Annotated in this window: 5 protein-coding genes and 1 pseudogene; 2 read left to right on the top strand and 4 right to left on the bottom strand. The window is 69.7% G+C overall.

What is annotated here, in order from left to right; genetic code table 11:
* Both MEBOL_RS34305 and MEBOL_RS34300 read left to right on the top strand, forming a co-directional pair.
* The gene (locus MEBOL_RS34305; RefSeq protein WP_095981374.1) at window positions 1-690 is read left to right on the top strand and encodes a histidine phosphatase family protein; all 690 of its coding nucleotides are present in this window, start codon (window positions 1-3) and stop codon (window positions 688-690) included.
* Between the two features lie 42 nt (window positions 691-732).
* Window positions 733-1632 (top strand): LysR family transcriptional regulator, encoded by a 900-nt coding sequence (locus tag MEBOL_RS34300; protein WP_245919105.1) that lies wholly within the window; start codon window positions 733-735, stop codon window positions 1630-1632.
* 12 nt (window positions 1633-1644) lie between these two features.
* Here MEBOL_RS34300 and MEBOL_RS34295 read toward each other — a convergent pair whose 3' ends face one another.
* The 4 genes and pseudogenes from MEBOL_RS34295 to MEBOL_RS34280 form a co-directional block, all read right to left on the bottom strand.
* The gene (locus tag MEBOL_RS34295) at window positions 1645-2565 is read right to left on the bottom strand and encodes a DODA-type extradiol aromatic ring-opening family dioxygenase (RefSeq protein WP_095981373.1); all 921 of its coding nucleotides are present in this window, start codon (window positions 2563-2565) and stop codon (window positions 1645-1647) included.
* 105 nt (window positions 2566-2670) lie between these two features.
* A complete protein-coding gene (locus MEBOL_RS34290; protein WP_170115651.1) occupies window positions 2671-5145 on the bottom strand; it encodes an alpha/beta fold hydrolase in 2475 nt (824 codons plus the stop codon).
* The gene (locus MEBOL_RS43865; RefSeq protein ID WP_157823842.1) at window positions 5082-6002 is read right to left on the bottom strand and encodes an AMP-binding protein; all 921 of its coding nucleotides are present in this window, start codon (window positions 6000-6002) and stop codon (window positions 5082-5084) included. The genes MEBOL_RS34290 and MEBOL_RS43865 overlap by 64 nt, the downstream gene beginning before the upstream one ends.
* Window positions 6003-6096: 94 nt before the next feature.
* Window positions 6097-14307: pseudogene (locus tag MEBOL_RS34280) on the bottom strand (aminotransferase class III-fold pyridoxal phosphate-dependent enzyme); the annotation flags it as partial.
* Window positions 14308-14477 lie beyond the last annotated feature (170 nt).

Genomic DNA, 14477 nt, shown 5'->3' with positions numbered 1-14477 from the left:
ATGGGCGCCGTGTACTTCGTCCGCCACGGCCAGGCGTCGTTCGGCCAGGCGGACTACGATCAGCTCTCCGACACCGGCTTCGAGCAGGCACGAGTGCTCGGAGAGGTGCTGCGCTCGCGGGTGCTCAAGCTGGACGCGGTCTTCATGGGCACGCTGGCGCGGCACCGGCAGACGGCCGAGACGTGCCTCGCGGCCATGGGGATGGACGTGCCTCCCCAGGTGCTGGCGGGCTTCGACGAGTTCAACCACGACGAGCTGCTGCACCGCCACACGCCGCGCTACGCGGACGCCGCCGTCCTGCGGGAGGAGATCTCGAAGGCGGCCGATCCTCGCCGGGCCTTCCAGGAGTTGTTCTCCCAGGCCGTGGCGCGCTGGGTGAATGGCCCCGCCGAGGAGTACACCGAGTCCTGGCCCGCATTCCGCCAGCGCTGCACCCAGGCGCTGGAGACAGTCCTCCAGGCGCTTGGCCCCTCCGGCACCGCGCTGGTGTTCACGTCCGCGGGACCCATCAGCGCCGTGTGCCAGGGGCTCTTGCACATCCCCGACGAGCACGCCTTCCAGCTCAACTGGACGATGGCCAACGCGGCCGTGACCAAGGTCATCTACGGCGAGCGCGGCCGCTACCTGTCCACGCTCAACGAGCACGCCCACTTCGAGGGCGCTCGCCGGGCGCTCATCACCTACCGCTGAGCGCTGGCGGGCTCCGAGCGCTCGCTGGCATAACCGCGTTCCGTGAGTGGAACGACCGATCTGAACCTCCTCCCGCTGTTCGTGGCGGTCGCCGAGACGTGGAGCATGTCCGCGGCGGCCCGGAACCTGGGACTTCCGAAGTCCTCCGTGAGCCGGGGAGTGGCGGCGCTCGAGGAATCACTCGGCGTGCAGCTCTTCCACCGCACCACGCGCAAGGTGGCGCTGACCACGGCGGGGACGGCCTTCTACGAGAAGGTGCGGCCGCACGTCGCCGCTCTGCGCGACATCACCGGCGGCCTCCCCGAACAGGAAGCCGAGCCCTCCGGAGAGCTGAGAATCACCTCGCCCGTCGACATGGCGCTCACCTTCCTCGCTCCGCTCGCGGCGGAGTTCTCCGCGCGCTACCCGGCGGTCCAGCTCGACATCCGCCCCACCAACCAGACCGTGGACCTCGTGGGCGAGGGGTTCGACGGAGCCCTCCGCGTCGCGCTCAAGCTCTCGGACTCGACGCTCGTGGCCCGGAGGATCAGTGGCTTGGAGTCCGCCATCTACGCGGCCCCCACCTATCTCGCTCGGCGAGGCCCGCCACGAAGCGCCTCGGACGTGGGCGCGCATGACTGGGTCATCCACCGCCATGTGAAGCAATTGCCCCCGCCGCTCGTGGCACCCGAGAGGCCGCGCCTCGTCACCGACGACCTGCTCTTCGCGCATCGCGCGGTTCGCGAGGGCATGGGCCTCGGGCTCCTCCCCACCTTCCTGGCGCGTCAGGATGTGACCGCCGGACTGCTCGTCCGGGTGCTGCCCACGTGGGGAAGCAAGGTGGGCAGCCTCTTCTTCGTCCACCCCCGCACCGAGCACGTCCCCCGGAAGGTCGCCGCCTTCCGGGACTTCGTCCTCGCCTTCATCGCCGCCAATCCCCTCATGGCCAGCGGCGGCGAGTAGACGCCACGGGCCTCACGCGAAGTGGACCGCGGACAGCGGCGTGCCGAGGAAGGTGCCGTTGTAGGCGATGGAGCCACGGTCCGCGCCCGCCGCTCCGGCGATGACCATCAGGGGCAGCAGGTGCTCCTCGCGCGGATGGGACTGACGGCCCGCGGGCGCCTTGTCCCACTGCACCAGACGGGCATCGCGCTCCTTCGCCTCGAGCACGGCGGTCTCGCGCAGCCACACGTCGAATGCCTCCGCCGCGCGGTGGGTGCGAGGACCAAAGCCCGCACGCAGGTTGTGGTACGACATCCCGCTGCCGATGATGAACACGCCCTCGTCGCGCAGCGGCGCGAGCGCGCGTCCCATCGCCAGGTGCTCCTCGGGATCCAGCCCCTGCTTGAGCGACAGTTGGACCGTCGGGACATCCGCGTCCGGGTAGGTCAGCTTGAGCGGAATGAAGGTGCCGTGATCGTAGCCGCGCCGTGAATCGCTGGCCGTCTCGAACCCCGCCGCCCCGAGCAATTCCCTCACGCGCGCCGCCAGTTGGGGGTGGCCCGGCGCGGGCCAGGTGATCTGGTACGAGGCGGGCGGGAAGCCGTAGTAGTCGTAGAGGATGGGCGGGCGTTCGCTGGTCATGACCGTGGGCACCGCCTCCTCCCAGTGCGCCGAGATGACCAGGAGCGCCTTGGGCGCGGTTTTCGGCAGGGTCCGCACGGACTGGAGGTAGCCGCTCAGGGCGGAGAACTCCTTTGGATCATTGAAGCCGATGTCGACGAAAGGCCACGGTCCTCCGCCGTGCGGCATGAAGACGACGGGCATGCGCTCGCTCTTGGACTCGCTCTCCGAGGAGCGCTGCCCGTTCGCCAGCGCGGCGAGCCCCGCGGCTCCAGCCAGTCCGCCCACCAGCGCCGCGCGCCGCGTGACTCCCTCTTCATCCTCGTGATCCATGTGCGGCTCCTTCTCACCGTGTCCGGAAGGATCAATGCAACTGTTGCACTCGGCGCACTAGAGGGCCGGAATGCATCACTGTGTTCCAAATCTGGAACGCGGCGCTCACTCCGACAAGGTCTCGGAGATGAGTTCCGTGATGCGGGCCACGTGCTCGAAGAGGAACCCGTGGCCTCCCTCGAAGCGCCGCACGGTGAACCCGCCCGGAGCCGCCTCCCGCCACGCCAGGAGATCCTCGTCCGAGATTCCCTCCTGCTCCCCGGCCAGCAGCGTCAGGGGCGCGTTCGAGGCGCAACCCGGCTGGTGGCGGTAGCGATCGACCGCGCCGATGTCCGCCCGAAGCACCTCCAGGAGCCGGTCTCGCGCCTCGGGGGTGGGAGGTGGCCGGTTCGTTCCGGAGAGCAACTCCGAGTCCGAGCGCGGCCCTTCCCGGGGAGGGATCCGCCACGGCGCGCCCAGACCCCCGCAGAAGACGTGGCGGGGCGCGTCCAGGCCGGCGGCGCTGGCGGCGCGCGCCACCTCGTACGCCAGCAATGCCCCCAGGCTGTGTCCGAACAGGGCGTATGGCCCACCGCCGTCGGCGCGGATGCGCTCCAGCACGAATTCCGTCATGGCCCCCAGACTCTCCAGCGACCGCTCGGCGGAGCGTGCCCCCCGGCCCGGGAGTTCCACGGGGACGACGTCGACCTCGCGCCCGAGGCCAGCCAGGAGCGGCCCATAGGCATCCACGCTCCCCCCCGCGAACGGCAGGAGGTACAGGCGGACGCGCTCGGCCTCGACGGACCGCGGCGACACACTCCGCGCCACCTCGACCGCCTCATGCACCGAGCCCTCTGCCAGGCGCCTCATGCGGGACTCCGGGAACGCCCGTCCGTTGTACGCGAGCTGGAGCTGAAGGCGTCCGTCCCGGACGAGGACGTCGATCTCGATCTCCCGGAGCCGTCGCGCATGAGGACTCCGGCTGGAGCCCGTTGCCTCATCCGCTTCGACGAAGCCGCCCGAGACATCACTCCCGTGGGTTTCCTCACCCAGGTAGTTGAAGCCCATCGGTGGCTCGGCCCCGAGTGGGCTCGAATCGCCCCGCAGGAGCCCGTAGGACAGACCTCGCCGGGCCGCGCCACGCAAGCTCCGCAGCACCGAGTGCAGTTGCTCGCTGGTGCTCTCGGCAGGCCTCGAGTCGATGACGACGGGGTAGATCGAGGTGAACCAGCCCACCGTCCGGCTTACATCCAGCCCTCCCGGGATGCGCTCACGGCCGTGTCCTTCCATGGCCAGTGCGAGTCGAGGTTCGCCCGTCCAGTCGTGGAAGGCACGCGCGAGTCCGGTGACGAGCAGGCCATTCATTCCGAGCCGTCCGAGGATCCCCGCCACGCGTAGAAGAATAGAGGTGCGCTCCTCGTCCAGTTCGACCCGGAGCCTCGCGACGTCACCCTCCACCCCCGTGCCCCTGGCGCCTTCGCTCGGAAGAGGACCCAGCCGCTTCACTTCGGCGTCCACCCCGGCCCAGTAGGACTTGTCGGCATGGACCTCGGCACTCCCAGCGTAGTCGCGAAGAGCGCGGGACCAGGATTGGAAGGAGTCCGTCTTCTCCGGCAGCACCACCTGCTCCGCCCCCGCCTCACACTGCCGGTACGCCGCCCCCAGGTCCTCCACCAGCACCCCCCACGACACCGCGTCCACCGCCACGTGGTGCACCACCCACAACACCCTCTCCCCCTCCGGCGTGTGTATCAGCCCCGCCCTCGCCACCGGCCCCTTCTCCAGGCTCAGGCTCCCCTGCAGCTTCTCCGCCTCCCTCTCCAGCTCCTTCCTCCACTCCCCTCCCTTCACCTCCACTTCCACCAGCCCCTCTCCCAACTCCCTCGCCGCTCCCTCCTGTGCGTACTCCTGCCTCACCCCTGCTTCTTCTCCCTGCCTCCAGCGCAGCCTCAGCGCGTCGTGCTGCCTCCCCACCGCCTCCAGCGCCCTCCTCAGCGCTCCCACCTCTACCTTCTCCACCTTCAACAGCACCGCGTTGTTGAAGTGGCTCCAGTGCTCCTTCTCCACCTTCCCCGCCCACCACCTCTGCACCGGCGTCAGCTCCACCTCTCCCTTCACTTCCTCCTGCTTCTTCGCCTTCTCCCCCTCCCTCCTCATGCACCCCGCCAACTCCTCCACCGTCGGGTGTGTGAAGACTTCCCTCACCTCCACCCTCCATCCCCTCTCCCTCAACTTCGCCCCCATCCGGATGGCCTTGATGGAGTCTCCTCCCAACGCGAAGTAGTTCTCCCTCCTCCCCACCTTCTTGCGACCCAGCACCTCCTCCCACACCTCCGCCAGCTCCTTCTCCTCCCGCGTCCTCGGCGCCTCCTCCGGTTCCCTTCCGCCTTCCTCCTCCTGCCCCGCCCACTCGCGCAGCGCGGCCTTGTCCACCTTGCCGTTGCTCGTCAGCGGCAGCCGCTCCACGCCCTTCACTCTCCCCGGCACCATCGCCCCCGGCAGTACCTCCCCCATCCACCGCCGCAGTTCCTCCCCACTCACCCCGCCTTTGCCCACCACGAAGGCCGCCAGCTCCTTGCCCGCCTTCCCCTCCCAATCCACCACCGCCGCCTCCTTCCACCCCCTCGTGCCCCAGCAGCCTCCTCCTCACCTCCTCCACCTCCACCCTCTGCCCCCTCACCTTCACCTGCCCGTCCCTCCTCCCCACGTATTCCAGCTCCCCGTCCTCCCTCCACCTCCCCATGTCCCCCGTCCGGTACACCCTCCCGTACTCCGGGTGCTCCACGAACTTCTCCCTCGTCAGCTCCTCCTTCCCCACGTACCCCACTCGCCACCCCCACTCCCGTCACGCACACCTCTCCTTCCACCCCCACCGGCAACGCGTTGAGCGCCCCGTCCACCACCACCACCCCCACGTTCCTCAACGGCCGCCCCACCGGTATTCCCCTCCCGTACTCCCCCTCCGCTCTCACCTCATGCATCGTCACGCACACCGCGCACTCCGTCGGCCCGTACGCATTCAGGTAGCGCTTGCTCCTCGCGTAGTGCCTCGCGTCCTCGGGATTCGGCGCCTCCCCCGCCGTCACCAGCGTCTTCACCGTCGGCAGCGGGTGCCTCCCCAGCGCGCTCAGGTACACCGGCGGCAACGTCACCACCGTCACCCCCTTCTCCTCCACGTACCGAGTGAAGGCCTCCGGCTCCTCTATGACTTCCCTCCCCGCCACCACCACCGTCGCCCCCACCACCAGCGCCGTCCACACCTCCGACATCGACGCGTCAAAACCCAGTGACGCGAACTGCAACTCCCGGCTCTCCTCCCCCACCTGGAAGCCTTCCACCTGCTCCAGCACCGTGTTGATGAGTCCCCGGTGGTGGCACTCCACCCCCTTGGGTACCCCCGTCGAGCCCGACGTATAAATGATGTACGCCGCGTCCCCGGCCTTCCTCCTTCGCTCCACCCTTGGCGCTGGCTCCACTCGCCTCAGCGCCTCCACCTCCACCACCGCCCGGCCTCGCCGCTTCTCCCAGCCTCTCCCTTCCCCTCTCGTCCGTGAGCACCGCCCGGCACCCGCTGTCCTCCAGCATGTAGCGCACCCGCTCCTCGGGCAGCTCCACCTCCAGCGGCAGGTACACCCCTCCCGCCTTCAGCACTCCCAGCTGCGCCGCCGTCGCTCCCACGCCCCTCGGCATCAGCACCCCCACCACCGTCCCTTCCTCCAGTCCCCACCGGCCCCTCAGCTCCCACGCTATCGCCCCCGCCCACGCGTCCAGCTCCCCGTACGTCACCTCCTCCTCTCCCTCCTCCACCGCCGGGTGCTCCGCCCTCCTCTCCACCTGTCGCTCGAACAGCTCTGGCAGCGTCGCCTCCAGCCTCTCGTCCCTCTCCTCGAGCGTCCTTGCCACCACGAATTCTTCTCGCGTGGCGGACGTGATCTCCTCCAGGGGCCTCGCTGGATTCCGCTCGATCTCCTCCAGGATGGACACGAAGTAGCGGACGAAGCGCTCGATGGTGGAGCGCTGGAACAGCGCGCTCGCGTACTCGAAGCGCAAGTGGAGCGTTCCCTGCTCCTCGACCACGTCCAGGCTGAAATCGAAGAGCGACGTGGGCTTGGGCAGGACCGTCTCCCGCAGGGAGAGCCCAGGCAGTTGGATGACGCGGCCGTCCGCGCGCTCGAAGGAGAACATCGTCTCGAACAGCGGGTTGTGGCCCCGATCGCTCGTCGCACCGAGCCGCTGCGCCAGGAGATCGAAGGGCAGCTCCTGGTGCTCGTAGGCCTCCAGGCAGCGCTGCTTCACCTCGTCGAGGAAGTCCACGAAGGACGCTCCGGCCGGAGCGAGCGTACGCACCGGGAGCGAGTTGACGAACATGCCCACCACGCCCTCGAAGCCGCCGCGCTGGCGGCCGGCATGCGCGGTGCCCACCACCGTCTCGCGATTGCCGGTCAACCGCTGGAGCAGGACCTTGTAGGCGGCCAGCAGCAGCATGTAGAGCGAGGCCCCTCGCTCCTGAGCACGCGCGCGGAGCGCGGCGGCGGGATGGCGAAGGCGGAGCTCCCCTCCCTCGAACGTGCGGAGAGCGGGCCGGGGCGCGTCGGTGGGGAGTGACAGGCCCGGCAGCTCACCCGCGAGCCGATCCAACCAGTAGCGCTCCTGGGAGGCCGCGTTGGCGCGCAGGAAGGCCTCCTCCCAGGCGGCGTGCTCCCGGCACTGCCGGGGAGCCGGACCGAGCGGCTGGCCGAGGTACAGCGTCACGAACTCCTGGAACAGCGTGGTGAGGGACAGACCGTCCACCACGGCGTGATGGGCATCGAGCGCCAGCACCCGCCGGCCATCCGCGAGGCGGAACACCCCGACCCGGAGCAACGGGGCCTCGGCGAGCTGGAAGGGCCGGACGAAGCGAGAGACGAGTTCCGCCTCGTCGGCGTAGGAGCCGCGCTCCAGGGCGAAGGGAGCCGAGGAGTGCACGCGCTGGAGGAACGACCCATCCGGGCCCACCGTGAAGCGGGTGCGCAGGCTCTCGTGCCGGACGATGAGCTCGCGGAAGCACGCCTCCGTGCGCGCCTCGTCGAGCGAGCCGTCTATCTCGAGAGCGCCATAAAGATGATACGCATGCTCACCGCCCTCGAGCTGGCTGAGCGTGTACATCCGCCGTTGCGCCGAGGACATCGGGTACGAGACGAGCTCCGGACGCGGGCCCTGGGGACGAGGCCCCTCGGGCTCGGGCGGCCCGAATCCCGCGGCCATCATCTCCTCGATGGACTGCTCCACCGCCGAGCGGATCCTCCGTGAATCCTCGTCGGTGTGCGAGGTGGACAGGAAGCAGTTGCGCCCCTCCCAGACGTAGATGCCCTGGGTCAGCAGCCGGTAGAACAGCAGCTCCCAGTCCCCCTTCACCTGGAACCGGAAGAGCGAGCCGAAGTTCACCAGCCGCACCGGCGCGCCTCGCTGGGCGCAGAAGGCGTTGAGGTCATCCACCAGCTCGGCCGTGCGGCGGTTGAGCCGTTCCTGCAGCGCGGGCCCTTCCTGGCGCAGGCGCTCGAGCACCGCCAACGACGCGGCCATCGCCGCCGGGTGATGGCAGAAGGTGCCCGCCACGAAGGTGTTCTGCGCCTTGGGGTACGAGTCGTCCCCGAACCGCCAGCTCCCGCCATCCACCGCGTCCATGAAGCGGGCGCCGCCGGCGACGACACCGATCGGCATGCCACCCCCAATGACCTTCCCGTAGGTGACCAGGTCCGCGCGCACGCCGAAGTGCGCCTGCGCGCCTCCCGGAGCGATCCGGAAGCCGGTGATCACCTCGTCGAAGATGAGCGCGGTACCGGACGCGTGGGTGATCCGGCGCAACTCGTGGAGGAAGTCGCGAGGCTGGAACTCCGGCTTGCGGCTCTGGACGGGCTCGACGAGCACCGCGGCCAGCTCGCCCGCGCAGCTCCGGATCAGCTCCAGCGATTCGGACGAACCGTAGGGCAGGACGATGACGTCGCGGACCAGGTTGCCGGTCGTGCCCGGAGACACCGGGACGGCGGGAGCGATGCCACCCCCGGGAGAGGCCAGGATGCCGTCGAAGCTGCCATGGTACGAGCCGCTGAAGAGAACCACCTTGGAGCGGCCTGTCACGGTCCGGGCCAGCCGAAGGGCCACCATCACCGCCTCGGTCCCCGAGTTGTAGAAGGCGGTGCGCTCCACGCCGGTGAGCTCGCGCAGGAGCTCCGCCACCTGTCCCGGCAGGGGCGTCATCGGTCCGAGCGGAGCCCCGCGCCGAAGCGACTCCGTCACCGCGTCCAGGATGAACGGCGAGCCGTGGCCGAACAGGTAGACACCAAACCCCATCGTCAGGTCGACGTAGGCGTTGCCATCGACATCCCAGAGCTTGCTGCCCTCCGCGCGCTCGACCTGGAGCGGGTAGACCATGTCCTTCCACGAGGGCCGGAACCCGGCGACGGCGCGGTTGTTGGCGAGGACCGGACGGGAGGCCTGGGTGACGCGCTTCGAGCCGGGCGTCCGCGCGTTGAAATCCCGGATGAGCGTCTCCAGGAAGGCCTTCTGACGGGGGTTCGTGGAGCTGGAAGGAGCGGTGACGATCCGCTTGTAGGGAACGAAGACCTCTCCAGCGGAAGCGGGCGGCTCCGAGCGAGTCACCCCGGGCACGTTCGAGGCCGCTCCCGAGTGGACCTGGCGCAACAGCGCGAGCTGCTGCTCCATGAGTTGGAGTTGCCGGGCCACCACCTGCTCGACGGAGCCAGAGTCGGACATGGGCTCCGGGCGGGAGACCGGCGCGGGCTGGGCGGCGGGCGCCTCCGGGGGAAGCGCCGCGTCCACGTACGCCACCATCCGCTCGACGGTATCCGCCTCCTTGTAGAAGGCGCTCACGGGGATCGACACGCCGAAGTCGCGCTCCAGGGCCTGCCGCACCTTGAACAGCACCAGCGAGTCGAGCCCCAGCTCGAAGACATTCCGCTGGGTGTCGATGCTCTCCGAATCCGCGCCAGAACCCTCCCCCACCGTGCGCAGGATGAGAGAACGGATCTCTCCATCACGCCGGGGAGAAGCGGGAGTGCCCACGGGGGCACGACTGACGGGCGCGCGTCCACCCGCCGCCGGGCTCCAGAACGGAGTCCTGCGGAACGGATAGGTGGGCGCATCCACCACGAGCCGCTGATGAGGGCGATCGAAGGCCTTCCACTGGACGGACGCGCCTCCGCGATAGAGCGCCCCCAGGCTGGAGAGCATCGACTCCCACGCGTCCTCTCGCGGTGCGAGTGAGTGCAGCCACGTCACCCCGGGATCCGGCACGCACCGTGGGCCGAGAGCGGACAGGATGGGCGTGGGGCCGATCTCCAGGAACACCCGGGCCCCGGCGTCGTACAGCGCGTGGAGCGTGGCGGAGAAGCGGACCGGAGCGAGGAGTTGCCGCCGCCAATGCTCCGCGTCCGGAGCCGCATCCAGACGCTGGCCGGAGAGCGTCGAGAAAAGCGGGATCGCCGGGGGCCGTGCGCGAATGCCCGCGGCGACCTTGGCGAAGTCCTCCGCCATCGGCTCCATCAGTGGTGAGTGAAAGGCGTGCGAGACCACCAACCGCTTCGACGCGATTCTCCGCGCTGACAAGGCACCGAGGACGCCCGCCACCTCCGCCTCCCGGCCGGAGATCACCACGCGATCGGGAGCGTTCACGGCGGCGATCACCACGCTCTCTCCGGAGGAAGCAAGCACCTCACGCACCGTCTCCTCGCTGGCGAGGACGGCGGCCATGGTGCCGCGCTCGGGGAGGGTCCGCATCAACTGCCCACGGGCCGCCACCAGGAGCAGTACATCCTCCAGCGAGAGCGCGCCCGCCACGTAGGCCGCCGCGAACTCGCCCACGCTGTGGCCCGCCACGGCCTGGGGCTGGAGTCCCCACGAGAGCCAGAGCCGGGCGAGCGCGATCTCCACCGCGACGATGGCCGGTTGTGCCTGGTCCGTCTCGTCGATGGCCGCGGTCCGGGACGCATCGCCATACAAGGAGTCCACCAGCGAAGCGCCGGTCAGAGGCTCCAGGATCGCGGCGCACTCGTCCAGCGCGGCGCGGAACACCGGACTGGTCTCGTAGAGGGCGCGTCCCATGCCGGCGCGTTGGGAGCCCTGACCGGTGAACAGCCAGACACTCATGGGAGGACTGGCCGGTGCGGCGACTGGAGCCAGCGCTCCGTCCTGGAGCCGGATGAGCCGTTCGAGCCCGGCGCGCAGCGCATCCACGCTGGAGCCGATCACCACCTGGCGCCTGGGGTGGTGCGCGCGACCAGCATTGGCCGTGTAGCAAAGGTCGGCCACTTCGGGAGGAGGCACCGTGGCGAGCCGCTCGACGTACCGCGCCGCGAGCTCGCGCACGCCCTGCTCGTCCCGAGCGGAGAGCGCCAGCAGGTGGACGGAGCGCTCCACGCCGGTGCGCGCGGGAGTGGCCCGGGAGTACTCCTCCACCACCACGTGGGAATTGGTCCCGGAGAGGCCGAAGGAACTGACCGCCCCACGGCGAGGCCCGGCGCCCGTGCGCCAGTCGACCGTCTCCCGCGGCACCACGACCGGCATGCGCTCCCAGGGAATACGGGAGCTAGGTTGGCGCAGGTGGAGATGGCCCGGAATGCGTCGGCGCTCCAGGGCCAGGGCCACCTTGCACAGCCCCGCGATGCCCGAAGCGCTCTCCAGGTGGCCGATGTTGGTCTTGACCGAGCCCACGTGGAGCGGAGCCCCAGGCGAACGAGCCGCCCCGTAGACGTGGTCGATGGCCCGCATCTCCTGCGGATCCCCCAGCCGGGTCCCGGTGCCATGCGCCTCGAGATAGGAGACCGAGTCGGGCTCCACGCCGGCATCCCGCAGGGCGGCCCGAAGGACGGACTCCTGCGCCACTCCATTGGGGACCGTCAGCCCGCTGCTTCGGCCATCGTGGTTGACGGCCGAGCCACGAATCACCGCGATCACCCGATCGCCGTCCCGCTCCGCGTCACGCAGGCGCTTGAGCACCACCACCCCCGCTCCCTCGCCACGGCCGTAGCCATCGGCCGACTCGTCGAACGTCTTGCAGCGGCCATCCGCAGAGAGCGCCTGGAGCCGCGAGAGCGCCACGAAGGAGCGTGGCGAGAGGATCAGGTTGACGCCGCCCGCCAGGGCGAGCGCGGACTCGCCGCGCCGCAGGCTCTGCACGGCCAGATGCACCGCCACCAGCGAGGAGGAGCAGGCCGTATCCACCGCCAGGCAAGGACCTCTCGAGCCGAGCGTGTACGAGAGCCGTCCCGCGGCGGTGCTCAGGAGCGTCCCCGTCAGGGAGTACGGCGTCAGCGCCTCCGGGTCATGGGTGGTGAGGCCGCCGTAGTCGCTCCCGGAGATGCCGACATAGACGCCGGTGGCGCTCTCGCGCAGCTCCTCCGGAGGGAGGCCCGCGTGCTCCAGCGCCTCCCAGGCCACCTCGAGCAGCAAGCGCTGCTGGGGATCCAGCGCCTCCGCCTCACGCGGCATCAGCCCGAAGAACTCCGCGTCGAAGCCCCGCACATCCTGGAGGAACGCGCCGCGCCGGGCATACGCCTTCCCCGGAGCCTCGGGGTCCGAGCTGAAATACGCGTCTCCATCCCAGCGCTCCCCGGGAATGTCTCCCGAGGCATCCTGGCCCGCCTCCAGCAGCCGCCAGAAGCGCTCGGGGCTGTCGGCGCCACCGGGGAAGCGGCACCCGATGCCGATGATCGCGATGGGCTCTTCCGGTGAGGCCGTCTCCTTCACGGCGTGCCCGTTGGCTTCGGAAGCGGGCGTGGCCAGCTCCGTGACCAGCGCGTCCGCGAGCTGGCTCAACGTTGGATGATCGAACAGGAGCGACACGGGCAGCACACGCCCGCTCAGCTGGCCGAGACGGGTCACCAGCGCCACCGCCTTCGCGGAGCTGAACCCGAACTGCCCGAGAGGCGCATGCTCGTCGGCGATGGGTACCTCGGCGATGCGCTCGGCCTCCTTCCGCACGAAGGAGAGCACCGCCGAGCGTCCCTGGGCGTGGATTGCCTCTTGGAGCACGGTGACCTCGCCAGCGGCTTCGCGGGCCTCGAGAGAGGCCAACCAGGCCAACACCTCGTCGAACTCACCCGCCTCGAAGCGCCTGGCCAGGGCGAAGCGCTGCACCTTGCCGCTGGTGGTCTTCGGGATGCGCGCGACTGGGAGCACCGCGTCCAGCGAGAGGCCGAGCCGCTGCAAGACATGGCGGGAAATCCGCCGGGCCAGGGGAGCGAACTCATCCAGCGAGCGCTTGAACGTCACGAAGGCGAGCGCGCGCTCCCCGCCCTTTCGAGGATCGTGCAGACCCGCCACCGCGACCTGGGCCGTCCCCATGCCCTCCACTTCCGAGCAGACGCGCTCGACGTCGTGCGGATAGAAGTTGAGCCCTCCCGCGAAGAGGATGTCCTTCGCCCGGCCGGTGATCACCAGCCGTCCCTCGTGCAGGAATCCGAGGTCCCCGGTATCGAGCCAGCCCTCCTCGTCGAGGGTGCGCCGGGTGATCTCCGGGGCGTTGTAGTAGCCCGGCGTGACGTTGGGACCCTGGATCCGCACGTGGCCCACCACGCCCTCGGACAGCGGCCGCGAGGACGCGTCGGTGATGCGGACCCGGGTATGGGGGATCGGGCGGCCGGCCTCCACCACCTCGATCGCGTGAGAGTCCGTGACCTCGAGGAACCGAACCCGCTCGCCTACTCCCAGGAAGCGCCGGTCCATCACGAGCGAGGGGACCACCTCATCCAACCCGGTGTAGCAGACAGCCAGGGTGGCCTCGGCGAGCCCGTACCCGGGCATCATGGCCTCTCGCCGCAAACCATGGCGCGCCAGCTCGTCGAGGAAACGGCGGCACAACCCCGCGAGAATGGGCTCGGCGCCATTCTGGATGATCCGCACGTGGGAGAGATCCCAGTGCGCCGCGGCCTCGGGCGTGTAGTGCTCCAACAGGTGGCGGTAGCCGAAGTTCGGCGAGGCCAGGATGGTGGCGCGGTGCTCGCTCGCGTACTGCATCCACAGGCGGGGATGACGCGCGAAGCCCTGGCTGGGGAGCTGGTACTGCGGCACATCCGCCACGAGCGGGGTGAAGTGGAAACCGATGACCCCGAAGTCATGGGTGAGGGGCATCCAGCCGAGGAACACATCGCTCCCGGTGACGCGCAGGGTGGCGATCATGTCCGAGGTGTTCACGATCGCTCCCCGATGGGTCACGATGACGCCCTTGGGCTCTCCGGTGGAGCCGGAGGAGAACTGGACGAGCGCGATGTCCTCCGGAGCGGCCGGGTGCTCCACGCCAGGCGAGGGCGCGGCGGCGGCATCCACGAACGAGAGAGCGCGGCACTCCAGCCTGGCCGCCACCTCGTCGAAGCCGTGGCTCCTGCCGAAGGCGGCCAGGTTCGAGACCAGATCGGCCTCCGCGCACAACAGGTGGGGCCGGCTCAAGACCGACCAGACCTTGAAGACCTTGAGGCGGTGCTCGTCCACCCGGCCCACGGCCAGCGGCACCGGGATGATGCCTCCGAGGATGCAGGCCCACAGCGCGGTGACGAAGTCCCGGTTGCGCTCGAATTGGAGCACCACCTCATCGCCCCGCCCGACGCCCTGGCGCTGCAAGTAGCCGAGCACCCGAAGCGCCTCGGCACGAAGCTCCGCGTAGGATTGCACGCTCTCGTCCGTGGACGGCTCGAGGTAGTGGATGGCGCGATCACCCAGAGCGGCGCGGTGCAGCGCCTGTGTCAGGGTCGTGGGAACGAGGGAATCCATATCGAAGAACCTCGGAAGGTCGTGGACAAGACGGGAGCCTCCGGGCTTGCACGTCCGGAGGCTCTCGCCACGCGGCATCGAGGCTCGCCGGGGGAGTTCCGCTCCCGGCCTCATCGCTCTTCGCCGTCATTCGATCTGGAGTCTGGAAGTCGCCAGTTGTGAGGAGGAAC

The organism is Melittangium boletus DSM 14713 (assembly GCF_002305855.1).
In the GTDB taxonomy this organism is placed as follows: domain Bacteria; phylum Myxococcota; class Myxococcia; order Myxococcales; family Myxococcaceae; genus Cystobacter; species Cystobacter boletus.
The sequence above is the reverse complement of the archived record's forward strand: the minus strand, read 5'-3'. Positions and strand labels throughout refer to the sequence as shown.